20 protein-coding genes and 2 pseudogenes are annotated in these 24,019 nt (G+C 70.9%); 12 read left to right on the top strand and 10 right to left on the bottom strand.

Annotation, left to right across the window (positions count from 1 at the left end):
- Nucleotides 1-205: 205 nt before the first annotated feature.
- Together ACY0PA_RS32080 and ACY0PA_RS32075 are read left to right on the top strand one after the other, a co-directional pair.
- A complete protein-coding gene (locus ACY0PA_RS32080) occupies nucleotides 206-1,936 on the top strand; it encodes a PucR family transcriptional regulator (protein ID WP_473080973.1) in 1,731 nt (576 codons plus the stop codon).
- A gap of 164 nt (nucleotides 1,937-2,100) precedes the next feature.
- Nucleotides 2,101-2,862, top strand: a complete 762-nt coding sequence (locus tag ACY0PA_RS32075) for a hypothetical protein (protein WP_473080972.1) — start codon at nucleotides 2,101-2,103, stop codon at nucleotides 2,860-2,862.
- A 29-nt stretch (nucleotides 2,863-2,891) separates the two neighbouring features.
- Here ACY0PA_RS32075 and ACY0PA_RS32070 read toward each other — a convergent pair whose 3' ends face one another.
- Entirely contained in the window at nucleotides 2,892-3,617 is a 726-nt protein-coding gene (locus ACY0PA_RS32070; RefSeq protein ID WP_473086493.1) for a GntR family transcriptional regulator, read from the bottom strand.
- 195 nt (nucleotides 3,618-3,812) lie between these two features.
- On the opposite strand from ACY0PA_RS32070, the gene ACY0PA_RS32065 reads away from it, so the two are divergent.
- Entirely contained in the window at nucleotides 3,813-4,658 is an 846-nt protein-coding gene (locus tag ACY0PA_RS32065; protein WP_473080971.1) for a (2Fe-2S)-binding protein, read from the top strand.
- Nucleotides 4,659-4,877: 219 nt separating this feature from the next.
- Nucleotides 4,878-5,957, top strand: coding sequence for a DUF2637 domain-containing protein (locus tag ACY0PA_RS32060; protein ID WP_473080970.1), 1,080 nt, complete (start codon nucleotides 4,878-4,880; stop codon nucleotides 5,955-5,957).
- A 61-nt stretch (nucleotides 5,958-6,018) separates the two neighbouring features.
- Here the strand turns inward: ACY0PA_RS32060 and ACY0PA_RS32055 are convergent, their stop codons facing one another.
- The 5 genes from ACY0PA_RS32055 to ACY0PA_RS32035 all read right to left on the bottom strand — a co-directional run bounded on the left by ACY0PA_RS32055 (nucleotide 6,019) and on the right by ACY0PA_RS32035 (nucleotide 10,512).
- A complete protein-coding gene (locus ACY0PA_RS32055) occupies nucleotides 6,019-6,513 on the bottom strand; it encodes an ATP-binding protein (protein WP_473080969.1) in 495 nt (164 codons plus the stop codon).
- 159 nt (nucleotides 6,514-6,672) lie between these two features.
- Nucleotides 6,673-8,418: a pyruvate dehydrogenase gene (locus ACY0PA_RS32050; RefSeq protein WP_473080968.1), complete on the bottom strand. Its 1,746-nt coding sequence runs from the start codon at nucleotides 8,416-8,418 to the stop codon at nucleotides 6,673-6,675.
- Between the two features lie 76 nt (nucleotides 8,419-8,494).
- On the bottom strand, nucleotides 8,495-10,009 hold the full coding sequence (locus ACY0PA_RS32045) for a protein phosphatase 2C domain-containing protein (RefSeq protein WP_473080967.1): 1,515 nt from the start codon (nucleotides 10,007-10,009) through the stop codon (nucleotides 8,495-8,497).
- Nucleotides 10,010-10,162: 153 nt separating this feature from the next.
- On the bottom strand, nucleotides 10,163-10,324 hold the full coding sequence (locus tag ACY0PA_RS32040; RefSeq protein WP_473080966.1) for a hypothetical protein: 162 nt from the start codon (nucleotides 10,322-10,324) through the stop codon (nucleotides 10,163-10,165).
- Nucleotides 10,321-10,512, bottom strand: coding sequence for a hypothetical protein (locus tag ACY0PA_RS32035; protein WP_473080965.1), 192 nt, complete (start codon nucleotides 10,510-10,512; stop codon nucleotides 10,321-10,323). The genes ACY0PA_RS32040 and ACY0PA_RS32035 overlap by 4 nt, the downstream gene beginning before the upstream one ends.
- Before the next feature lie 198 nt (nucleotides 10,513-10,710).
- Here ACY0PA_RS32035 and ACY0PA_RS32030 point away from each other — a divergent pair.
- The 4 genes and pseudogenes from ACY0PA_RS32030 to ACY0PA_RS32015 all read left to right on the top strand — a co-directional run.
- Nucleotides 10,711-11,694 (top strand): annotated as a pseudogene (locus ACY0PA_RS32030) (winged helix-turn-helix transcriptional regulator); the annotation flags it as partial.
- Nucleotides 11,695-11,992: 298 nt separating this feature from the next.
- Entirely contained in the window at nucleotides 11,993-12,475 is a 483-nt protein-coding gene (locus ACY0PA_RS32025) for a DUF456 domain-containing protein (RefSeq protein ID WP_473080964.1), read from the top strand.
- Between the two features lie 153 nt (nucleotides 12,476-12,628).
- Nucleotides 12,629-14,958, top strand: a pseudogene (locus ACY0PA_RS32020) (glycosyl hydrolase family 95 catalytic domain-containing protein).
- A gap of 686 nt (nucleotides 14,959-15,644) precedes the next feature.
- The gene (locus ACY0PA_RS32015) at nucleotides 15,645-15,923 is read left to right on the top strand and encodes a hypothetical protein (RefSeq protein WP_473080963.1); all 279 of its coding nucleotides are present in this window, start codon (nucleotides 15,645-15,647) and stop codon (nucleotides 15,921-15,923) included.
- Between the two features lie 478 nt (nucleotides 15,924-16,401).
- On the opposite strand, the gene ACY0PA_RS32010 is transcribed toward ACY0PA_RS32015, so the two are convergent.
- Both ACY0PA_RS32010 and ACY0PA_RS32005 read right to left on the bottom strand, forming a co-directional pair.
- Entirely contained in the window at nucleotides 16,402-17,778 is a 1,377-nt protein-coding gene (locus tag ACY0PA_RS32010; RefSeq protein WP_473079639.1) for an IS1380 family transposase, read from the bottom strand.
- Nucleotides 17,779-18,038: 260 nt separating this feature from the next.
- The gene (locus ACY0PA_RS32005) at nucleotides 18,039-18,602 is read right to left on the bottom strand and encodes a flavoprotein (RefSeq protein WP_473080962.1); all 564 of its coding nucleotides are present in this window, start codon (nucleotides 18,600-18,602) and stop codon (nucleotides 18,039-18,041) included.
- A gap of 131 nt (nucleotides 18,603-18,733) precedes the next feature.
- Here ACY0PA_RS32005 and ACY0PA_RS32000 point away from each other — a divergent pair, with 131 nt between their 5' ends.
- The 4 genes from ACY0PA_RS32000 (at nucleotide 18,734) to ACY0PA_RS31985 (ending at nucleotide 21,873) form a co-directional block, all read left to right on the top strand.
- Nucleotides 18,734-19,912 carry a helix-turn-helix domain-containing protein gene (locus tag ACY0PA_RS32000; RefSeq protein ID WP_473080961.1) on the top strand — a complete coding sequence of 393 codons (1,179 nt, stop codon included), beginning with the start codon at nucleotides 18,734-18,736 and terminating at the stop codon, nucleotides 19,910-19,912.
- 96 nt (nucleotides 19,913-20,008) lie between these two features.
- A complete protein-coding gene (locus ACY0PA_RS31995) occupies nucleotides 20,009-20,425 on the top strand; it encodes a hypothetical protein (RefSeq protein ID WP_473080960.1) in 417 nt (138 codons plus the stop codon).
- 187 nt (nucleotides 20,426-20,612) lie between these two features.
- The gene (locus ACY0PA_RS31990; protein ID WP_473080959.1) at nucleotides 20,613-21,113 is read left to right on the top strand and encodes a hypothetical protein; all 501 of its coding nucleotides are present in this window, start codon (nucleotides 20,613-20,615) and stop codon (nucleotides 21,111-21,113) included.
- 73 nt (nucleotides 21,114-21,186) lie between these two features.
- Nucleotides 21,187-21,873, top strand: a complete 687-nt coding sequence (locus tag ACY0PA_RS31985) for a class I SAM-dependent methyltransferase (RefSeq protein ID WP_473080958.1) — start codon at nucleotides 21,187-21,189, stop codon at nucleotides 21,871-21,873.
- A gap of 21 nt (nucleotides 21,874-21,894) precedes the next feature.
- On the opposite strand, the gene ACY0PA_RS31980 is transcribed toward ACY0PA_RS31985, so the two are convergent.
- Nucleotides 21,895-22,125 carry a helix-turn-helix transcriptional regulator gene (locus ACY0PA_RS31980; protein ID WP_473080957.1) on the bottom strand — a complete coding sequence of 77 codons (231 nt, stop codon included), beginning with the start codon at nucleotides 22,123-22,125 and terminating at the stop codon, nucleotides 21,895-21,897.
- A 223-nt stretch (nucleotides 22,126-22,348) separates the two neighbouring features.
- Nucleotides 22,349-23,959, bottom strand: a complete 1,611-nt coding sequence (locus ACY0PA_RS31975; protein ID WP_473086492.1) for a recombinase family protein — start codon at nucleotides 23,957-23,959, stop codon at nucleotides 22,349-22,351.
- Between the last annotated feature and the right edge of the window lie 60 nt (nucleotides 23,960-24,019).

The raw sequence follows: 24,019 nt of genomic DNA, 5'->3' as shown, positions 1-24,019 counted from the left end.
GTGGTCAGTCACGGAAACCATGAAGGAGTTGGCTGGCCAACCGGGACGTCTTGTAGATTCATATAAACGGAGGGCACCGGGAGCCTCACCGCTTTCCCCTTGAAGCGCAGAACCACACACAACACGGACACGGTGCCCGGGAAGCGGCCCCGGCCGCCTCACCGTCAGGCAAGCACAATCTTCGAGACAGATCGGCGGCAATGAGATGCGGCTGCGCGCCCTCCTTGATACAGACGCGCTGGGCCTCAGGCTGCTCGGCGGCGAGGACGAACTGGACCGCACCGTGCGCGGTGTGATGACCACGGACCTGCGGGACCCCAGCCGCTACCTCTCCGGCGGCGAGCTGGTCCTCACCGGGCTCGCGTGGCGCCGGGACGCGGCGGACTCCGAACCGTTCGTCCGCATCCTCGCGACGGCCGGCGTGGCCGCGCTCGCGGCCGGTGAGGCCGAGCTCGGGGCCATTCCCGACGACATCGTCGAGGCATGCGCGCGCCACCGGCTCCCGCTGTTCGCGGTGAACGAGTCCGTCGCCTTCGCGACGGTCACCGAGCACGTCGTGCGCCAGGTCTCGGGCGAGCGGGCCGGCGACCTGGCCGCCGTCGTCGACCGGCACCGGCGCCTCATGACGTCCGGCCCCGCGGGCGGCGGCCCCGACGTGGTCCTCGACCTTCTCGGCACCGACCTCGACCTGCGCGCCTGGGTACTCTCCCCCGCGGGCCGGGCCATCGCCGGGTCGAGCGCGGCGGGCCCCGAGCTGGCCGCCGGCGTCTGCGCCCGTCTCGCCGCCGAGCACCTGGCGGCCACCCGCACGGGGCGGCGCGGGCCGCACCGGGTGACGATCGAGGGGGGCGGCGCGAAGCGTCTCGATGAGGGGCGGCGGCCGGGCGACGGGCCGGGCGGCACGACGTACTCGCTCTTCCCGATCCGCAGCGCGGGCCGCGGCGCGGCGCCCGCCTCCCGCGACGTGCGCGAGACGGTCCTGTCCGACTGGCTGCTCGCCGTCGAGGCGGACGCGAGCGACTGGCCCGAGGAGCGGCTCGACCTGCTCCAGGGCGTGACCCAGCTGATCGCCGTCGAGCGCGACCGCCGCGACGCGGCCCGCACCGTGCGCCGCCGGCTCGCGCAGGAGGTCCTCGAACTGGTCCAGACGGGCGCCGCCCCCGCCGAGATCGCCGCACGCCTGCGCGTCGCCGCGCCCGTGCTGCTCCCCGGCCTCGGCGCCGCCCCGCACTGGCAGGTCATCGTGGCGAAGGTCGAGTGGGACAGCGGCGACATCGAGGGCGGCCCGGTCGCCCAGTCGCTCCTTGAGGAGATCCTCGTCGACCCCCTGTCGGCGGGGCCCGAACCCTCCGACCGCATCGCCGTCGCCCACAACGGCGACGAGGCCATCGCCCTGGTGCCGCTGCCCGCCGTGCCGGACGAGCACGACGGGGCGCAGGCGGGGCTGCACGCCGACGCGCTCCTGGAATCCGTACGCGATCCGCTGACGGCGGGCCTCGCGGACGACGGGCGGCTCACGCTGGGCGTCAGCGCCGCCGTGCACTCGGCGGAGGGGCTGCGCGGGGCCCTGGAGGAGGCCCGGCACGCCCGGCGCGTCGCCGGAGCCCGTACGGGGCGCGTGTGCGCCGCGGGGCACCAGGAGCTGGCCTCGCACGTCCTGCTGCTGCCGTTCGTCCCGGACGACGTGCGCCGCGCCTTCACGGCCCGCCTCCTCGACCCGCTGCGCGACTACGACCGCAAGCACCGCGCCGAGCTCATTCCGACCCTGGAGGCGTTCCTCGACTGCGACGGTTCGTGGACGCGCTGCGCGAGCCGTCTGCACCTCCACGTCAACACGCTGCGCTACCGCGTCGGGCGGATCGAACAGCTCACCAACCGCGATCTCTCGCGGCTCGAGGACAAGCTGGACTTCTTCCTGGCCCTGCGTATGAGCTGAACTCGGGCCGCCCGAGGGGTGTTTCGAACCCCGTCCGCCACCCCATGCGTTTGTGAAATCTTTCACCTACCCCCTTGGCCGAGTGCGCACATCCATGCTGAGATGCGCGCACGACAGCTCGGCTCAATGGTGTGCTCGGGGAGGGCAACGTGGCGCATACCGCCATGTCTGGTTCCGGAACGACTGCAGGGGACGATCCACTCCAGACCGCGGTATGGCGGCTGCGCTCACGCGCCTGCTGGACCGACGCGGCCGCGCTGCTCGAGCGGCTCGCCGCGACGGACGCGCGGGCCGCGCTCCAGCGGGCCGCACTGCTCGGGGAGCGCTGCCTCTACACCGAGCAGGGCTGGGCCGCCGCGGAGGACGCGCTGCGCGCCGCCGAGGCCCTGGCCCACGACGACGGCGAACGCGGCGCCGCGGCCTGCGAACGCGGCCAACTCGCCTACTCGTCAACGCTGTTGGGGGTACGGGACCGGGCCGACGAGGCGCGCTCCGCGCTCGGCAGGGCCGCAGCGCTGCTCCCGCCCGGCGCCCCTGGACGCGCCCTGCTGGACTTCCGGCGCGGCCTGATGGCGGAGAACCTGTCCGACTCGCCGCAGGCGGCCAGGGCCGCGTACCGCAGGGCCCACGCGGGTGCGACGGCGCACCCCGATCCGCTGCTGCTGTCCTTCACCTGGCGCCATCTGGCCGGACTCGCCCTGCGCGACGGCGAGTTGACGGAGGCCCGGCACGGTTTCGCCGAGTCGCTGCGCATCCGCGAGGAACTCGGCTACCTGGTGGGCACGGCCCCGGCGCTCGCCTCCCTGGCGGAGGCGGAACCCGACCCGGAGGCGGCGGCCCGCTTGCGCGCGGAGGCGTCCCGCCTGTTCCGCCTCCTGGGCGGCGTCCCCACCTGGCTGGCGGAGCACCTGCCGACGGCGGCCTGACGGTCCGGTGTGGGCTGATGGCGGCGCGGTCAGGGGGTGTCCGCCGCCCCGGCGAAGTGCTCCCGTACCAGCGCCCGCACCACCGTGAGGTCCTGGGCCTCCAGGGCCGCGAGGAGTGCCATGTGTTCCGCGGCGTCGGCCACCAGGTCGGCGCGGCGGGACAGCGGTCCGCCGCCGGGCAGGGGCCACTGCGAGCGGCGGTGCAGGTCGTCCGCGACCTGTACGAGCTGTTCGTTGCCGCCGAGGGCGAGCATCGCGCGGTGGAAGGCGCGGTCCGACTCCGCGTAGTGCGCACGGTCGCCGCCGGCGGCCGCGACGGCCGTCGCGTCGGCGAGGGGCCGCAGCTCGGCCCAGCGCGCCACGGGCACCGTACGGGCGAGTCGCAGCACCACGGGCACCTCGATCAGGGCCCGCACCTCGGCCAGCTCGGCGAGCTCGCGGGCGCTGCGCTCGGTGACGCGGAAGCCGCGGTTCGGCACGACCTCGACGGCGCCTTCGCGGGCCAGCTGCTGCATCGCCTCACGGACGGGCGTCGCCGAGACGCCGAGGCCGTCCCCGAGGGCGGGCGCGGAGTAGACCTCGCCGGGCACGAGGTCGCCGTCGACGAGCGCGGTGCGCAGCGCGTCGAGCACCTGCCCGCGCACGGAGGTCCGCTCGACGCGGGGGCGCGGCAGCGGCGTCTCGCTGTGGGTGTGCTCGCCCCGGGTCTGCTCGGGCACCTGGTGCCACTCGGCGGTGCCCCGCCGCTCGGGAATGCCCGCGGGCAGCCCTGAGGCGGCGCTGTCGGCGCGCGTTCTGGCCTGCTCCACCCAGGTCCTCCCCGGTCGTCGGCAATCCGTGGAATTCGTCCAACGCAGAACGATAGGCCGATGGGCCCTCAGTTCAAACCCCCGACCGTTCGGGTAAGGTAAGGCTTACCTGCTAACGATCGCGATTCGGTGGTCTCCTGCATGCCTTTTCCCGCATCGGCCCCCGTGGCCACCAGCGCGCTCACGCCCGCGTACACCCGCCTGACCGAGGTGTTCGCGGGTCTGCGGATCACGGAGCTCGCCGAGACCGAGCAGCCCCCTCAGGGCAGCGGCTGGGTCGCCGCCGCCCGGCTCGCGGAGGGCGGACCCGCCCTCGACGCGTTCCTCGCGTGGGACAACGCACAGGTGCTCAAGGACTACGGGCAGCAGGCCCGCCCGGACGTCGTCGCCAGCTTCGGCCTGCACCGTTACGCCTGGCCCGCCTGCCTGCTGGTCACGGTGCCGTGGTTCCTGGACCGCCGCGTCCCGCGCTTCCCCGTGACGAACGTCGCCTTCCAGCGCACCCTGGGCCGGATGGCGGTACGCGTCACCGACTTCGCCTGCCTGCCGGGCGACCCGGCCGCCGCACTGCCCGGCGCCCACGTCGTGCCGGACGAGGAGGCGCTGCGGGCCGAGGTGCGCGCGGCCGTCGCCGACCACCTGGGCCCGGTGCTCACCGGATTCGGGCCGCGGATGCGGCGCGGCCCGCGCGCCCTGTGGGGCATGGCGACCGATGAGATCGTCGAGGGCCTGTGGTACATCGCCCATCTGCTCGGCGAGGAGCGCCGCGCGATGCAGGAGCTCGAACTGCTGCTGCCCGGCATGACGAAGCCGTACGTCGGCAAGCCCGCGTTCCGTGAACTCACCGGCCCCGAGGGGCAGTCGCTGCCGACGCGCGACCGGGCGAGCTGCTGCCTCTTCTACACCCTGCGCCCCGAGGACACCTGCGTGACGTGCCCCCGCACCTGCGACGCGGACCGTGTGTCGAGGCTGAGCGCAACCGCCTGAGCGCGCGATAACGGCAACCCCTTCTCCATGAACCGCCCTTTCGGCTGACGTAATTCGAACTCAACTTCCCTCACCCTCAAGGGAGTTCGAGCGCATGCCCGCTTCGTACGCCCCCCTCGCACTCCAATGGCGTTCTCTTGTCCCGAAACTCCTTGCGGGCCAGTGGCCTTGAGCCAATATGGCGGCCGAAAAGCCCTACCGCGATGCAAGGGACCCCAGATGAGACTGACCGACATATCGCTGGACTGGCTGCTTCCCGGCGCCGTGCTGCTCCTGGGCCTGCTGGCGGCGGTGGCGGTCCTCGCGCGCAGCAAGCGCGCCGGGGAGAAGGCGGCCGCATCGACCGACGACTCGTGGGAGCGCAGCGAGGAACGCCGCAGGCGCAAGGAGGCCGTCTACGGCACCGCGTCCTACCTGCTGCTGTTCTGCTGTGCCGCCGTGGCCGCCGCGCTCTCCTTCCACGGGCTTGTCGGCTTCGGCCAGCAGAACCTGAACCTGTCCGGGGGCTGGGAGTACCTCGTCCCGTTCGGCCTCGACGGCGCGGCCATGTTCTGCTCCGTGCTCGCGGTGCGCGAGGCGAGCCACGGCGACGCGGCGCTCGGCTCCCGGATACTCGTATGGACGTTCGCGGGCGCCGCCGCCTGGTTCAACTGGGTGCACGCGCCGCGCGGCATCAGCCACGCGGGCGCCCCACACTTCTTCGCCGGCATGTCCCTGTCTGCCGCGGTCCTCTTCGACCGCGCGCTGAAGCAGACCCGCCGCGCGGCCCTGCGCGAACAGGGCCTGGTGCCGAGGCCGTTGCCGCAGATCCGGATCGTGCGGTGGCTGCGCGCGCCCCGCGAGACGTACGGCGCCTGGTCGCTGATGCTGCTCGAAGGGGTACGCACCCTGGACGAGGCAGTGGAGGAGGTGCGCGAGGACAAGCGCGAGAAGGAGCAGACCCGGCTGCGCAGGCGCGAGCACGAGAAGCTGGAGCGGGCCCAGCTCAAGGCGATCAGCCGGGGCCACCCCACGCTCGGCGGGCGCGGAGGGCGCCAGGTGGACGTGCAGACCGCCGTCTCCGCGGGGGCCGGCACAGGGCAGGCCGGCGCGGAGCCTGCCATATCGCAGGACCCGCCGCCCTCACCTCAGGAACAGCTCCCGCTGCGCGCGCGTCCCTCCCTCCTGGCCGTCAAGAGCGGCCATGAAGCCGGCAAGCCCGTCACGGTCGACCTCACGGCGGAGGACGACACCCAGGCCCTGCCGCGGCTCGACTCACTGGAGCGCAAGCTCAAGGACCTCGAGCAGCAATTCGGCTAGGGGGCGTCCGAAGGGAGTTCGGCCCGGCGGGCGTGCCGTTCCGGGCGGTGGTCCCGCGGTGTCACGCGGGGCCGCCGTCCAGTTCGAACCAGACCACCTTGCCCACACCCAGTGCCCGTACGCCCCAGGCGTCCGCGAGGGACTGCACCAGGACGAGACCCCGGCCGTTCGTACCGTCGTCGGCGACCGGTGCGCGCAGCCTCGGCCTGCGCCCCACGAAGTCCCTGACCTCCACCCGGAGCCGCTTCGGCCCGACGGTGGCCGTGAGGACGGCGTCGTGGTCGGTGTGCACCAGGGCGTTCGTCACCAGTTCGCTGGTGAGCAGCTCCGCGGTCTGAGACCTCTCCGGCGGGCCCCACTCGTCGAGGAGTTCGCGCAGCGCGCGTCTCGCCTCGGGCACCGCCCGCAGATCGGACCGCCCCAGCCTGCGTCTGAGCTTCGCGCCGCCGTCGTCCGTCGTGCCGTCGTTCCCCGCCCCGTCGCCGCCCGGCGCTTCCTTTGTTGGGGAGCGTCCGGCCACCGTGGTGGGACCGCGCCCTCGTACCAGCCGTTTCATGTCCCCCGCCCGCACGCCGATGACCTTGACCCTTCTCCTGCGACCACGCTCGAACGCGTACACGGGAATGCATGCCCCGCACGCATGTCCGCACTCCTGTGGATTCATCCACCAACGAACTCGCGGCCCGGCGGGCGTGAGGAGGGCGACACGTACCGGCTACGGGCGCGGCATGTTGCGGATGTTGGAGCGGGCCATCTGCACCATGCGGCCGACGCCTCCGTCCAGGACGATCTTGGAGGCGGAGAGCGCGAAGCCCGTCACCATCTCGGCGCTGATCCTCGGCGGGATCGACAGGGCGTTGGGGTCGGTGACGATGTCGACGAGGGCAGGGCCCTTGTGCTTGAAGGCGTCCTTCAGCGCCCCGGCGAGCTGCTTCGGCTTCTCCACGCGCACCCCGTACGCGCCGCACGCACGGGCTACGGCCGCGAAGTCGGGGTTCTGGTTCGCCGTCCCGTACGACGGGAGCCCCGCCACGAGCATCTCCAGCTCGACCATCCCGAGGGATGAGTTGTTGAAGAGGACGACCTTGACCGGCAGGTCGTACTGGACGAGGGTCAGGAAGTCCCCCATCAGCATGGAGAACCCACCGTCGCCCGACATCGAGACGACCTGACGGTTCCGGTCGACGAACTGGGCGCCGATCGCCATCGGCAGCGCGTTGGCCATGGAGCCGTGCGAGAACGAACCGATCACGCGACGGCGCCCGTTGGGCGAGATGTAGCGCGCCGCCCACACGTTGCACATGCCCGTGTCGACCGTGAACACGGCGTCGTCGGCGGCGAGTTCGTCCAGCACGGAGGCGACGTACTCGGGGTGGATCGGGACGTGCTTCTCGACCTTCTTCGTGTACGCCTTGATGACGCCTTCGAGGGTGTCCGCATGCTTCTTCAGCATCTTGTCGAGGAAGCGCCGGTTCGTCTTCGACTGCACGCGCGGGGTCAGACAGCGCAGCGTCTCGCGCACGTCGCCCCACACCGCGAGGTCCAGCTTCGAGCGCCGGCCGAGGTGCTCCGGCCTGACGTCGACCTGGACGATCTTCACGCCCTTCTGCGGCAGGAACGCGTTGTACGGGAAGTCCGTGCCGAGCAGGATCAGCAGATCGCACTCGTGCGTCGCCTCGTACGCGGCGCCGTACCCGAGCAGCCCGCTCATCCCGACGTCGAACGGGTTGTCGTACTGAATCCATTCCTTGCCGCGCAGGGCGTGCCCGACCGGAGACTTGATCTTCTCGGCGAACTCCATGACCTCGGCGTGCGCGCCCGCGGTGCCGCTGCCGCAGAAGAGGGTGACCTTGGCGGCCTCGTCGATCATCTCGATGAGCCGGTCGATCTCCGTGTCGCCCGGGCGGATGGTCGGCCGGGACGTGACGACCGCCGTCTCGATGGACTTCTCGGGGGCGGGCCGGTCGGCGATGTCGCCGGGCAGCGTGACGACGCTGACGCCCGACTGGCCGACCGCGTGCTGGATCGCCGTCTGCAGGACGCGCGGCATCTGCTGCGGGTCGGAGATCATCTCGCTGTAGTGCGAGCACTCCTGGAAGAGCCGGTCCGGGTGGGTCTCCTGGAAGAAGCCGAGGCCGATCTCGCTCGACGGGATGTGCGAGGCGAGGGCAAGGACCGGGGCCATGGAGCGGTGTGCGTCGTAGAGCCCGTTGATGAGGTGCAGATTGCCGGGGCCGCAGGAGCCGGCGCAGGACGTCATCTTCCCGGTGATCTGCGCCTCCGCCCCGGCGGCGAACGCGGCGGTCTCCTCGTGCCGTACGTGGATCCAGTCGATCGCGGAGTTGCGGCGGATCGCGTCGACGACCGGGTTCAGGCTGTCACCGACGACGCCGTACATGCGCTTGACGCCCGCGCGGACGAGGATGTCGACGAACTGCTCGGCGACGTTCTGCTTGGCCATGACTCACGCGCCCCTTCACGAACCGGGTACTGACACTCGGGATACTCCCGGTCCCATGAATTCACAGCGTGCGCGGTTACGCCTCCCAAACAGCGGCGGCCGTGCGGTCGTCCGCGTACCCCTTGACCCGGACCTGGGTGTCCGCGAGGAAGGCGGTGAGGCCGGGCGGGCCGCTCCCGTTCCAGCGGCGCGTGAGGTGCCCGGACAGTTCCGGCTCGCCCCGCAGGGGCTCGGCGAGGCCTGCCGTGCACAGCAGGAGCGTGTCACCCGGGCGGGCGACGGAGGCGCGGAAGCGGAACGGGTCGCGGGGCTGCTCGGGTGCCGGCTCGTACGGGCTCGGCGGCGTGGTGATCCCGAGGTCCATGGTCAGGCGGTCGCCGTCGGGGGTCTCCGGTGGCGGTGAGCCGTAGCCGACGACGGGGGCGCCCGACACCTCGGAGACCTGCGGCTCGATGTCCTGCCACGCGCCGTCGCGCACCCGGAACAGGCCGCCTCCGCCGACGCCGAAGAACACGCGGGTGCGGCAGTCGGGGTCGGCGGGCAGCAGGAGGCAGCGCAGGCTCGCCGTGTACTCCTCCGGTTCGAGGCCCTGCTCGGCGGCGCTCGCCCTGAGTCTGCCGAGGCTGCGGTCGGTCAGGCGGTGCAGACCCGACTTGAGGTCGCCCCGGTGGGCGGCGCGGATGTCCTCGGCGAGGCGGGCGTGGCTGCGGCCGACGGCGCGGCCGATCCAGTCGCAGGCCTCGGCCGCCGCGCGGTGCGCTCCGGGTGCCGCGCGGGCGCCGGTGGCCATGGCGACCAGGATCAGGGCGCCGGGCCCCGTGCCGAACCGGGCGGTGAGCAGGCAGTCGCGGCGGGGCTCGCCCCGGTAGCGCGCGGAGTCGCCGCGCACGGACACCGCGCGCAGGGTCGATGTCCCGTATCTGGCGCCGTCCAGGACGGTGTCGGCGACGAGGTCGTCGAGGGTGTCGGGGTGGGCAGGCGGGAGCGCGGTGGGTTCGGCGTCGTAGGTGGGCGGGCCGTCGCCCACGTAGGGGATCACGGGGGGTGCGGGGCGGGGCTCGGGTTCGTCGGCGACGGGCGCGTCCTGGGCGGGGGTGACGTCGGGGGCCGTGTCGGGGGCGGGCGCATCGGCGTCGGCGGCGCGGAGGTCCGGCGCGGCGGCGGGAGGCGGTGGCGGTGATGGCCGGTGGCCGGGCGGCGGCCCGGGCGGGAAGCTCTGGGGGCGCCCCGGGGCGCGTGTCGGGGGTTCCCACGGGGCGCGTGGGGTGCCCGGTTCCGGCGACGGGTCCCCGGGCGGGGCAGGCGCGGGCGGTGTCCGTGGTGGTGGCGGTGCCGGCGGCGGTGACGGTGGCGGTGGCGGTGGCACCCTCCGCTGCTCCGGGACGGGCGCCTGCTCTGGGACCGGCGCCCGCTCGTCGGCCCGCTCGGGCCCCGGCGGCGAGACCGTCCCCGATGCCGAGGCGAAGCGGTCGTCGAGGGTGTCCGGGGCCGGGGCCGGACCCGTGTCGTCGGTGGAGTCGTCGTACAACTGCCCCCACCAGTCGTCGCCTTGACCGTGTCGGCCGGAGTGCCTCTCCCCCTGCTGGCTCATGCCCCTATTGTCCACCTCACGGGCCGTACGAAAACGGGACACTCGAAAACGACCAGAAATGGCCCGAAAAGACCAGGATCGACGCGAAAAAGGTCCGCCGGACGACCCCACCCCCCACGGGAGGGACGCCCGGCGGACCGGCTCGTTCGGTGATCAGCGCACGTCGTAGGCGCGCGTCACCGTCTGTTCGACCGAGTTGCCCTTGGAATCGGTCAGTTGGGCCTTCAGGGTGACTTGCCTGCCGGAGGCGCCCGCGTGGTTCACGGTCGCGCTCCACTTGCCGCCGTGCTCGGTCTCGTCGATCGCGGCCTTCACGTCACCAGGATCCGGTCGCCCGTGACGAGGGTGACGACGGAGCCCGCCCCCTCCTGCGCGGCCGCCTCGCTGCCGACGATCGGTCTCTTGGCGTCCCCCCGTGTTTCGGCCACGGTGGGCAGGGCCGCGGTGACGGCCAGGGCGACGGCGGTCGCCGCCACCGAGGCCGTACGCGATATCGCGCGCATCGCTCTCCCTCTCCCCAGGTGAAAGCGCAGGTGAATGCGGCGCAAAGGCCGTATTCCCGGCGGATGTTGGTGCTGCGGTGGCGCCACATTGGCAGAGAGAGCGGTGGTACGGGGAAGATGGGGCGCGGCGGGTTTGCGCCGTGGCCGTTTCCCGCCACGGTGCCGCCGGAACCGAGGCTCGGGGAGGGGCATCGCCGCATGCTGGGTGCGATAGGTCTGGACGAGATGCACGAGAGCACGTACCGCGCGCTCGTGTCGCTGGGCGCGGCCGACGTGCCCGATCTCGCGGGGCGGCTCGCCCTGGCCGAGTACGAGACCGAGCACGCGCTGCGCCGGCTCGAGCGGCACGGGCTCGCGGCGCAGTCGTCCGCGCGACCGGGGCGCTGGGTGGCCGCCCCGCCGGGCGTCGCGCTCGGCGCGCTCCTGACCCAGCAGCGGCACGAGCTGGAGAAGGCGGAGCTGGCGGCGGCGCTGCTCGCGGAGGAGTACCGGGCACAGGCCGCCGAGCCCGCCGTGCACGATCTGGTCGAGGTGGTCACGGGCGCAGCGGCCGTCGCGCAGCGGTTCCTCCAGCTTCAGCTGGGCGCGACGGACGAGGTGTGCGCACTGGTCACCGGCAATCCGATCGCCGTCTCGGGGATGGACAACGAGGCGGAGGAGCAGGCCGCCAGCCGGGGCGTCGCGTACCGGGTCGTGGTGGAGCGCGAGGTGCTCTCGACGCCGACGGGGCTGACCGAGCTGTCTGCCGCGATCGGGCGGGACGAGCAGGTACGGGTCGTGGACCGGGTGCCGACGAAGCTGGTGATCGCCGACGGGGCGCTCGCGATGGTGCCACTCACCTCGCGCACCGCGGAACCGGCGGCGCTCGTCGTGCACGCGAGCGGGCTCCTCGAGTCACTGTCCGGCCTGTTCGAGGCGGTCTGGCGGGACGCGCTGCCGCTGCGGCTCGGCGAGAGCGGCCGCTCGGTCACCGAGCAGGAGCCCGACGGCCCGGACGGCACGGACCTGGAGATCCTCTCCCTCCTTCTGGCCGGACTCACAGACGCGAGCGTCGCCAAGCAGCTCGACCTGGGCCTTCGCACGGTGCAGCGGCGGGTGAAGCGCCTGATGGAGCTGGCCGGTGTGACGACGCGGCTCCAGCTGGGGTGGCACGCGTACGAGCGGGGCTGGGTGTCACGGGACGTGCCGGGGTTGGACCGGGGCGGAGAGCGGGCCCTGGACCGGACTCAGGAGCGGGCCCTGGACCGGACTCAGGAGCGGGCCCTGGACCGGACTCAGGAGCGGGCCGGGGAGCGGACTCAGGAGCGGGCCGGGGAGCGGGACAGGGAGCGGGCCGGGGAGCGGGACAGGGAGCGGGCCGGGGAGCGGGACAGGGAGCACGTCGCGGAGGGCTGAGTTCCGCGGCTGGAAGCCGTCGGTGGTGGCGGAGCGTGAACCTCTGCGATCTGCACGTTCCGCCGTTGTCCGGCACTCTTGGCAGATGGGCGTGTGGGAACTCCTGCTGGTGGGAGTGGTGATGCTGCTCGGCCTGTGCGGGGTGCTCGTGCCCGGGGTGCCGGGGTCGTGGCTCGTGTGGGCCGGGGTCCTCGTGTGGTCGCTCCAGGACCCGAACGGGCTGGCCTGGGGTGTTCTGGTCGGAGCCACCGCTGTCCTGCTCGCCTCCCAGGTGCTTCGCTGGCAGCTTCCGCCGCGCCGGCTGCGCGAGAGCGGCGCCACGCGCCGCACCGCGACATGGGCGGGCGCCGGAGCCCTGGTGGGTTTCTGCGTGATCCCGGTGATCGGGTCGATCCCGGGGTTCATCGGGGGTATCTACCTCTGCGAGCGGCTGCGTCTGGGCCGGCACGGCGACGCCGTCGCCTCGACCCGGACCGCGATGCGCGCCGGCGGCTCAAGCATCCTGGCCGAACTCTTCGCCTGCCTGCTCATCGTGGGCGCGTGGATCGGGGCCGTGATCTGGGGCTAGACGCTCCGGTTCACATATACGTACAGCATCCATATAGCGCGAGTCACATCGGATCTCTCCCGGCATATTGACGAGCTCTCGTCACATCTCTAGCTTTCCGCGAGGGATAGCTCCGATGAATCGACGTCAGCTACGACACGTGGAGGCCGCGCCATGCCAAGACCGTCCAGAAGGACCGTGCTCGCCACCGGATCCACGCTCGCCGGGGCCGCGCTCGCGGGCGGGCTGCCGGCGCAGGCCACCGCCGCCACCGCGGCCGGGCTCCCCGCCACGGCCATGAGCGCACCCCCCGAAGACGCCTGGCGCACCGTCCTCGCCGACGCCGACCTCGTCTGGCAGAAGATGCCGAAGACCTGGTACGAGGGCCCGTATCTGGGCAACGGTCTCCTCGGCTCCGGGATCTACCAGGAGCCCGGGAAGAACGCGATCCGCTTCAATGTCCAGCACTCCGAGGTCCAGGACCACCGCCCGGAGTTCGGCTCCCTGTTCGGTCTGGCGCGGCTGCCCATCGGCTACTTCACGCTGGAACCCGTCGGCGCCATCACCGGCCTCGACTGGCGCCTGCGCCTTCGCGACGCGGAGCTGACCGGCACCCTCACCACCGACAAGGGCACGCTCACGATCCGCGCCCAGATCACCAACGCGCTCTCCGTCCTCGCCGTCGAGGTCACCCCGTCCGAGGGCGAACGCGGCTTCGCGGGTGGGTCTTCCACCCCGCCCGGTCGATCAGCCCGCGTGCCGCGTTCCAGCCGATCCCGGCCGGTTACGAGGGCAATCCGCCCGCCGAGTCCGGTGAGTACGACGGCGTCTTCGCCTGCGTCCAGCCGCTCCTGTCAGGCGGCCAGTACGTCACCGCCTGGCGCGAGCACACCCGTGGCGAGCGGCGGACGCTGTACGTGAACGTGGCGCACTCCTTCCCGAAGTCCACCGCCCGCGACCGGGCCGTCTCGACGGTGCGGGCCGCGGCCGTGCTCCCCTACGACGCCCTCGCCGTGACCCATCGCGACTGGTGGCACGCGTACTACCGCAAAAGCTTCCTGTCCGTCCCCGACGCGCGCATCCAGCGCTTCTACTGGATCCAGCTCTACAAGACGGCGTCCGCCGCCCGGCGGGACGCGCCCGTGATGGCGACCAGCGGCCCCTGGCTCGAGCCGACGCCGTGGCCCGCGACCTGGTGGAACCTCAACGTGCAGCTGGAGTACTGGCTGATCCACGGCTCGAACCACCTCGAACTCGACGCCGTCACACGGGCGCTCGGCGAATTCCGGGACAACCTCACGGCCGAGATGGCGGCCCCCTACCGAGCCGACTCGCTCGGCATCCCGCGCACCACGGACATGCACCTCGTCAACGGCGGCGCGACGAGCAACGCGCAGGGCTACGGTGTCGGCATCCCCGGCCAGGACACTCCGACGCCCGAGGTCGGCAACCTCACCTGGGCGCTGCACAACGTGTGGCTGAGCTACCGGCACACCATGGACGAGAAAATCCTGCGCGACGTCCTCTTCCCCCTGCTGCGCAAGGCGATCAACTACTACCTGCACTTCCTGGAGCCGGGAACCGACGGCAAGCTGCACCTGCCCGCGACGTTCTCGCCCGAGTACGGCGGCAACACGCGCGACTGCAACTATGACCTGATGCTCCTGACGTGGGGCTGCCGCACCCTCCTGGATTCGGCCGAACTCCTGGGCATCGAGGACGAGTTGGCGCCGCGCTGGCGCGAGGTCCTCGCCAAGCGCGTGGCCTACCCGACGGACACGAACGGCTTCATGATCGGCGCGGACATCCCCTTCGCGAAGTCCCACCGCCACTACTCGCACATGCTCGCGGTGTACCCGCTGTACGAGCTGACCGGCCGCACGCCCTCCGAACTCGCCCTGATCGAGAAGTCGTTGGCCCACTGGGTGGGCTTCGAAGGGGCCCTGCAGGGCTATACGTTCACAGGCGCGGCCTCGATGTCGGCGCTGCTCGGCAAGGGCGAGGACGCCCTGAAGTACCTGGGCCAGCTGATGTCCCGCTTCATCCAGGCCAACACCATGTACAAGGAGTCGGGCCCGGTCATCGAGACGCCGCTGTCGGCCGCCCAGTCCCTGCACGACATGGTGTGCCAGTCCTGGGGCGGCGTGATCCGCGTCTTCCCGGCCCTGCCCGCCGCGTGGAAGGACCTCGCCGTCCACAACTTCCGTACGCAGGGCGCCTTTCTGCTGAGCGCGGTACGCGAGGGCGGCACGACGCGCTGGGTGCGGCTCGTGAGCGAGGCGGGCGCGCCGTGTGTGGTGCGGCACGGCATCGCGGGCGCGGTCGACGTAACCGACGGCCGTGGCAGGCCGCTCCGCTACGAGGACGCGGCCGACGGCGCGATCCGGATCACCCTGCGCAAGGGCGAATCCGCGCTCGTCACGGCGAAGGGCGACCGCCCCGACCTGAGCGTCGGGCCGGTCACGGCGAACGCGCCGGCGGAGCGCTGGGGACTGCCCGCCTGACGCCCACGCGTATGCCCGCGGCCCGGGCCAGCCCGCCTCCGGGCAGACCCGGGCCGCGCACTCCCGCCATAACGAGATCACAAACCCTTGTCCTACCCCTAGGAGATACCGACTGGACGGTATTAGCCTCCCCGACCAGGCACACGCTGGCGCGTGTCTCGACAGCAGGGAGGCGTGATGTCGGTTTCGTCACCGGCGGACACGGAGCGGCGCACCAGCCGGCCGTTCCCCTCAGCTCTGAGCCACCTCGGCGGCAGACGGCTCGACCACTACCCCGAGAGTGGTCCCCGGTACTGGTACCTGGGCATCGTCGTGCTCGTCACGATCGTTCTCTACCACCAGCTGTACATCCAGTACGCGGTGTCGACAGCCATCATCAGCCACTACCACATGACGTTCCTGTACTTCGTCTACATATCGGTGGCCGCCAACGCGGTGGGCGCCTTCTCGTCCCTGGTGGCCGGTCTCGCCGACCGCTGGGGCCGGGCGAACATCGTGGTCTACGGCCTGCTGGTGGTCGGCCTGCTCACCACGTTCGCCCTGCCCAACGCGCCGGGCAAGGTGAGCTATCTGCTCATCTACGCGGCCGTGTCACTCGTCGAGGGCATGATTCTGGTGGCACCCCAGCGCTCATCAGGGACTTCTCTCCGCAGCTCGGCCGGGCCTCGGCGATGGGCTACTGGACGATGGGGCCGATCATCGGCAGCCTCGTGGTCACCGCCGTCACCTCCCGCACCTTCAGCGGCTCCACCACCTGGCAGGACGAGATCCGCTTCGCGGGCATCAGCGGCCTCATCATGTTCGTCGTCGCGCTGTTCGGACTGCGCGAGCTGGCCCCGGCGCTGCGCGACCAGATCATGGTGAGCCTGCGCGACCGCGCGCTGGTCGAGGCGCGCGCCAAGGGGATGGACACCGAGGCGGCGCTGCGCGGTCAGTGGCGCCAGATGCTCCGTCTCGAGTCATAGGCTCCGCCGTCGCCATCAGCGTCTACCTCCTGCTGTACTTCGCCGCCGTCGGCAACTTCGTGCTCTACTTCGCCACCGACTTCGGATACACCCCGCAGCGCGCCAACGCCCTGCTGAACTGGAGCCGGGCCGCCCGGCACCGACGATCACGCCGTCACCGGGTGCGTCGGGCGCGCCCGGCCGTGACTCGACGGTGCCCGGCCCGGCGGGAGCAGACTCCACGGTGCCGGGGCCGAGCGGACCGCCGGGACGGGACGGGGTCGACGGCACGGACGGGAATGACGGGTCGGACGGACAAGCCTGCCCGACCGGGTTTAGCCTCGAAGTTTCGTGACGGTCCGCCGACGGAGTCGGTGGACCGTTTTCGTGCCGTCGGCTGAGGCTGTGCATACCCAGGACCCGAGTGTCGTCTCGGGGTGGCGCCGGGTTCCACTGCTCCGGGTGTTGAGCTGCTGTCGTAGGGACGGGAATCCGTTGGTCAGCCGGGGTTCGGCAGGAGTGCGAGCCGTTCGAGGGCTGTGGTGATGTGGCTGGTCCAGGGCCAGTGCCGGGCCAGGCGGAGGATTCGCCGACGGCCGGTGGTCACGAGCTGTCCGGCCGCGGTGAACAGGCGGAGCCGCAGTCGGCGGGGCTCCCAGCACCTGGCCTTGCCCGTCAGTGCGAGCATCGGCATCCAGGCCAGCAGGTCCAGTGCGATCTGCACGATCTCCAGCCAGATCCGGTTCTGGGCCGTGCGGTGCAGAGGGAGATTGCGCAGGCCGGTGGCCCGGGCGGCGCGGATGCGGTCCTCGGCCCGGGCCCGCAGCCGGTGACGGAGCTCGAGCTCGGCGATCGGCCGGCCCGAGGTGTTGGTGGCGAAACAGGTCAGCCGCATGCCGTCCGCATCCGTGAGCCGCAACTGAGCACCGGGGTGCGGTCGTTCCTTCCTGACGATCAGCCGCATGCCCTCCGGCCAGCCGTCCAGAACGTTGCTGGTGAGTTCAGCGACCCAGGCGCCGTCACGGATCCCGCCCTCGGCCTCGACGGCCGCCGTCCAGGCCGATGCCGGAACCTTCAGCACATGCTGGTGGATCGCCTCGGTGATCACCATGCCGACCGAGTAGGACAGCCACCGTCCCCGCTGAGCGAGCCAGGCGACGAAGTCGTGGGTGCCGCCCGCGGAGTCGGTGCGGATCAACGTCCGGCGCCCGCGCCGGTACTTCTTCGGCAGCTGGGCCAAGGCCAGTCGGGCGGCGGTGATGTGGTCGGCGGCCGTGTTCGATCCCGCGTTGCCCGGCCTGAGCAGGGCCGCCACGGGCTCACCGGTGCCGCCCGGTCCGTGGTCGACGAACCCCATCAGCGGGTGGTGGCCATAGGTTCGCTTCCACGTGGGCGCGGCGTCCTCCTTGTCCGAGTGCGCGATCACCAGCACCCCGTCGAGGTCGACGGTCACCGTCCCGCCCGCATCAGGCGCTTCCCGGTCGGCCAACCGCCAGACATGTCGGCGGACTTCAGCCCGCGCGGCACGGATGGCCCGCAGGGCCTTCTCCCCGGAGGCTGCAAGGGTGTCTATGAGGCGGGAGACCGTCGGGTCGGAGGCCACCGGCCCGAACACGGCCGGCTCGGCCCGCAGCATGGCGACATCCGCGAGGCAGTCGCCGCCCAGCGCGACCGCCAGGGCCACGTCCAGCAGGATCTTGCCCGGGTCGTGCACCGCCCGAGTCTTCCGCCACGGCGTCAGCGCCGCTGATATCGCGGTGTCCAGGCCGGCCTTGCGGACGGTCTCGACCAGCAGCACGCCCCCAGCCTGCGAGACCACCGCCCGGCCGCCGCCCTCGATGCGGACACGCGGGTACGACCCGATACGCTTCTTCACCTGGAGAGTGCTTCTTTCCCTGCAGCCAACAGGACCCTAGACAAGTCCCATCGTTGCAGGTCAGGAGCACTCTCCGCTTATTTGATCAAGCCTCGGACACTCCACCTCGTGAAAGCGCGAGGTTAGCTGGCAGGCACCAGCAGATGACCCCGATGCGCTCGTATGCCGCCGCGACGGCGCCCCACCGCCTGAGCCCGACGAGCCGAAGCCGAGCCCGCAGGCCGCGGGCCTGGACCCTCAGCGCAGGCAGTACGCCTGAGCTACGCCTCTTCGGCGCGCAGTCGAGCCGCGCTGAGGGCAACGTCCCACGGGTATGCCTTCGGCTTTCCTGATCCTGCCGGGTTCGGCGTGAACCCGCCCTCGCCGTACAGCACGGTGATCCCCTGCTCCCGCAGTTCGGTGATGCTCCGGTCCAGGGCCCGGTGTTGGGCGTAGGCCGCGTTCACGCATGGCATTGCCACGGTCGGGATCCCCTTGCCGATGCCCTCGGCCACGACTCCTACCACGAACGAAGAAGTGAGTCCGGCTGCCCAGGAGTTGATCGAGTTGAACGTGGCCGGGGCGAAAAGCATCACGTCAGCCTTCGGCCAGACATCCGGCTCGCCTGGCATCTTGTACTCGCTGCGCACGGGGTGCCCGGTCAGTGCGGCCAGGCCGTCGAGGCTATCGCGACGGCTGCCAGATTCGTCCAGCCAGCGGGCCGCTGTCGGCGTGAGGCCGAGACAGACATCCCACCCATCGGCCTGCGCAGTCTCGATGACCTGCGCGATATCGAACACAGGGGGCGCGGCAGACGCGAACAGGTACAAGGTCCGTGAGGTCATGTCTCATCTCATCCTGCACTGTTGATCAGACGCAACCGCCCCCGTTCCGGTGGGAACGAGGGCGATCGCCGGTCCAGCGCCACGGAGCGCGGGTAACGTTCCAGATGGTGAGTCAGGAACGGAGTTCCAGTATGCCCAGAGACGACCACGCAGGGGCCCGCATCGCGGAAGCCCGCAAGCTCGGCGGATACACACAACGCGGATTCGCTGACCTGATCGGCTTCTCGTGCAGCCTGCTCCATCAAGTCGAGCGGGGCCACAAGCCAGCGTCCCCCGACTTCATCGCGGCATGTGCCAGGGCACTGCACATCGACGTCACCGCCCTGACAGGACAGCCGTACATGACCGAGCTTCAACAGGATCGCCTCGCCGAGTTGATCCGCCCCATCCGCGAGTCTCTCGACTTGTACGACCTCGGCGCCGATCCCGACCTCGCCCCCCGCGCGCCAGCCGAACTCGCCGTCGGCGCGGACCTGTTGTGCCAGCACGTCCGGGCAGCCAAGCTCACCGCTGCTGCCAAGGACTTGCCCCGCCTCATCACCGAACTGACGACCGCGGTACACCGCCACCCCACCACCGAACTGTGGCGCTCGCTTGCTTCGGTGTACCGCAGCGCCCACGACGTCGCGATCAAGCTCGGCTTCTACGACCTGTCCGCCATCGCCCTCGACCGCATGGACTGGGCCGCCCACCACGCGTCCGATCCCCTGCTGGCCGCCGTCCGCCAGTACATGCGCGGGCTCGTCTACTTCCGCGAGGGCGAGCACACGATCGGCTTGCGCCTGGTCGCCGCCGGCCACCGCGTCTTGGGCCAGGCCGACGAGAGCACCGAGTCCCTCGCCGTGGCTGGGCAGCTCCACCTGGGAGCCACGGTGATCGCAGCCAGGGCGCGTGACGCTGGGTTGGTGGAAACGCATCTCGCCGAGGCACGGCGGATCGTCAAGCGCACCGGGGACGCGTCCGAGGTGCACTGGCTGTCGTTCGGACCCGCGAACGTAGCGGTTCACGAGGTGTCGGCGCTGGGCGAGCTCCGCCAGTATGGGCAGGCCGTCGAGAAGGCCCGCAAGGTGAAGATGCCCAACTCGTGGGCGACGTCGAGGCGGGCGCACTTCTACATTGACCGGGCCCGCTCCGAGATGGAGATCGGGCGGTGCGAGGCCGCGTTGAAGTCCCTGGTCCGGGCGCGGGAGGCCGCGCCTCAGCAGACCCGGTATCACCCCGCTGCCCGCGAGACGATCCAAGGGCTCGTCCATCAGCAGCGCCGCACCCCGGACACCCTCGGGCACATGGCCGCGTGGGTCGGCCTGTGACTGTCACCGCTGTCACTCAGGTGTGACAGTTAAGCCCCTTGCTGGTCGTCAGTCTGGTCTCAGGACCCGATCAACGACGACGGCAGGGGGCCCACCGTGGATACTCAGGTACCGGGCGCTGAGGCGACAGTCGGGCCTCCGCCCGAGGAGCCCATCGACTTCAAGCTGGTGCGCACTATCGCACAGCAGGTCGGAGGCTTGGTCCTGGCCACGACGAGCCGCGCCAGCCTCGACAAGGACGCCGCGCTGCTCACTGAGCTCGTGCGGCGCATGATCCGCGAGGACTACCCCAACAACGTCCCCGCGACGATGGCCGTCTTCCGCGCCGCGTACCGGGTCCTCGATTCACCTGCGAACCCGACGCCGCTCGACAGCGACTACCGCATGTACTCGCACGTGAAGAACCTTGGCCGCACCGCCGGGGCCCTGGCCGACGTCCTCGACCCGCCCCCGCTTCAAGGCGGGTTCGTGGGGCGGACCGGCCTGCCGCCCGAGCACCGTCGCGCCCTCTGATCCCCCGTCGCGCGCCACCTGCGCCTGCACACACGCGGCGTGCGACGGGTTGCAAGCCCCCGCTTCCCGAGCCATCCGTAGGCATTCGGCACTCGGGAAGCGGGCCGGGAGCCAGCCCGCCACCCCGTCGGGCTGGCTCCCACCCCGGCTCATCAGGCAAGAGGCACTCACTCACCCAGGAGGAACAGTGACCATTGCCCTCGAGCAGACTGCCAGGACCCGCACCCGCGATCCCCAGGAGATCCTCAACGCGGTTGCCCCGCACATCACGGAACTGACCGTCAACGTTTTCGACAGCGGCATGTCCCTCTGGGACCGCGAGATCGCGCTGCTGCTCCGCGATCACACAATGGTCCGTAACATGGCGGACCGCATCCTCGGCAACGCGGTCATGTACGTCATGGGCTCCATCGAGAACCCCGACGTGCATCTCGGCGTAGGCAAGTTGGTCGACATCGGTGTGCACCAGCTCATCCTCGACACTCCCGTGTGGTGGGGCCTCTGCCGCCTCTACAACGGCGGCGCGTTCAAGCACCACGCGCCTTTCATCGAGCGCCGCGGCGACGGCCTGTGCCTGCGTACCGGCGACTTCCTGAAGTCCCAGGGCTGGCGTATCGACGAAGAGCTCTGGGCCATCGACGGCGCGAACTGCTCGCCGTGTGACAACAAGGTCCCCGACAGCCACTGACCCCGCTACAGTCGCCCCGCCCCCACCGCGCACCTGGGGGCGGGGCTCCCGCACACCGACCGAAGGACCCGCAGTGCCAGTACCCCACGACATCGCCGCCGAGACCGAACTGTGGAACACCTACGCGCAGTCAGCCTTCCAGGCGGACGCCGAGCCGTCGTTCTGCTGGACCCAGTACACGGGCCACGGCCCCGGGCCCGAGCTGCTCGGCGCCCCGGAGTCGGTGCTGGAGATCGGGTGCGGCACCGGCCGCGCACTCGCCAGCCTCGCCGAAGCCGGCGTGAAGGCGCGCGGCGTCGACCTGTCCCCGGTCATGGTGCAGAAGACCACCGAGCAGTGGGCGCACACGGGCGCGGAGTTCGTGTGCGGCGAAGTGCTGGATGCCCTGCGCGACGACACGCAGAGCTACGACGCGGTCTACTCGGTGTTCGGCGCCGCCTGGTTCACCGACCCGTCCCGGCTGTTCCCCCTCGTCCGCCAACGCCTCAACCCGGGCGGCCGGTTCGTGTTCTCTCAACCGCCAGCCATCCCGGGCGCCTACGGCCCGCAAGGCATGTACAAGGGTGGGTTCGCGGGCAAGGCCCAGTTCACCTACCGCTACAGCTACAAGGCCGCGGTGTGGGAGCGACACCTGCTCCGGGCCGGGTTCGCCACGGCCAAGGCCACCGTGACGGAAGCCCCAACGCCGGGACACATCGGCACTCTGATCGTGCAGGCGGAAGCGCCGGTGAGAGGATTCGCCCTTCCGCCTAAGGGCTGATCAATCGGTGCCCGCCGGTACCTACACGAGATCCCGCAGGGGGACTTCAAGCGCGTCGGCGATGCGGATCAGGTTGTCGAGGACCGGTGAGGCGTGTCCCTGCTCGATTCGGTTGACGGACTGCCGGTCGAGGCCGGCGCGTTCAGCCAAGGTCTCTTGCGTCATGTCCGCGTGGAGCCGCGCGGCGCGGATGCGCTCGCCGACGGCCCGGCGGGCGGCGAGGACACGAGGAGAGGGTGGGGCGGGCGGCACTCGCTCAACGTTTGCCGGAGCATGATCGACTGTCTGTATCGTGGATCATGCATTTTTGGATCATATGTTCAGGTGCCGTGCTTAAGGTTGTGCGAATAGAGCGCACGTTCGAGTGAATCTTCGGGGTGTCCGTTGCCGGTGGCAACTTCACCGCGAAGCATGTACACGCCCCCAGGCATGGAGGTGTGGTAACGGCGCCCCCAGTCCCCGACTGGGGGCGCTGTCACTTCCACTCGATCTGAATCGTCTCCGCGTCGAAGTACGAGCCTCCAACCCGTCGACCCCGACGCGCGGTATGCACCGTGACCTTCATCAGGTAATCGATGGTCGCCCGCTTCCGCGACAGGTCGAACGCCTCGCTGTTCCACAGTGCCACGGGATCCTCCGCCCCGATCAGCTCCGCGGCAGGATTCCGCTTCACCGCGTCCTTCATGGCCTCCTCCGCCGCCATGAGCCGGGCCCGCGCAGGACCAGCGGCAGCACGCCACTCCTGCATATCCATCTCCCCCTTGCCGAGCGCAGTCGCCAAGTCGTCCAGCATCCGACGCGCCGACCGCATCTCATCTTGCAGACCCCGCACATTGACCGGCTCCTCACGGGGCGCTGTGAGGTCCTCCGGACTCTCCCGGGCAAGGCGGTCCATCAACTGCAAAATGACGAAGCTGTCGAGGTCCGGGAGATCCCTGGTCACGCAGTCCTTGTCCCTGCACCGATAGACCGGCCGCGTCCCTCCGCCCCGCCGGTTCGGCTTCGACGAAGCTTTGAGCGTGGCCCCGCACACCCCACAGATGTAGATGTTCGACCCGATGTGCTTGCGCGCATTCGTCGCCGACGGAAGCCGCGCGGGATCCTCCAGCACCGCAACCATGCTGCGCCACGTCGGCTCATCCATGAGGGGCATCCAGTCAGCACGGCCGAAGATTTCCCCGCGGTGCTGCATCAAGCCGACGTTGCGCGGCCGCAGCAGGACACTGCGGAAGTTCGGAGCCCGGTGAGTCTTGCCGTGAGACGTCATCAGGCCGGCCGCCTTGGCGGCTGCGACGAGGGAGCCGAGCGAGGCGCCGGACAGGATGGCCGGCGCCGCGTCGCGGACGACTGCGGCCTCCGACCCCTCGGCGAACGTGGCCGTCGTACCGCAGCCACCACAGACCCGGGTGACCTGAAGAGTGTCCTTCGCGTCGCACGCCTCACAGGCGAGATTGCGGGTGAACCGGTCCATCGCCCCGCAGCCGTCGCACTGGCGCCGGACATCGAACCCCTCGGGACCCAACCGGCCGCAATCGGGGCACTCCAACGTCCGCGGCGTGACCCCATCCTTTTCGTACCCGAACGGCCGCGGGCCTCCCGCGTACTCGCCGCGGCCCACCTTCTGGTCACGGGCCCGTTTGGACCGTTCGATCATCCGCTCAACTTCGTACCGAGCCTGGACGCCGAGCTGTCGGGCAATCATCCGGCCAGTGGCTGTACTCAGGTCCAGTTGGCCGGCCTTCACCGTGCGAGTGTCGATTCCCTTAGGCCCGCAGACGTCGATGTACTCCTCAAGCTCGACCGGGGAGCGGTGCAGGCGGTCGGTATGCCAGGCCAGGACACAATCGGCCTCGTCGTTGCGGAGCGCCTCCAGCATGTCCCTGTAGTCAGGCCGAGGCTTGCCGGTGTAGGCGGAAAGGTCGTTGTCCTCGAAGACCCGCACGATGCGGTACTCAACGGTGGGGGTTGAGAGTTGGGCCGCGAGTTCCTCGCAGTCCTCGTTCTGCCGCTCCGTCGCGAGGTGCGCACCCTCGCGGTCCTCGCTGATGCGGGCGTAGATGAAGCAGCGGACGACCCGGCGAACCACGGCAATTGCACTGTCTAGAGCCACGAGTTGAGCATCCCAGGTTAGGGGTGTCTTTCGCAG

This window comes from Streptomyces sp. DS1-CR2 (assembly GCF_055760475.1).
The sequence above is the reverse complement of the archived record's forward strand: the minus strand, read 5'-3'. Positions and strand labels throughout refer to the sequence as shown.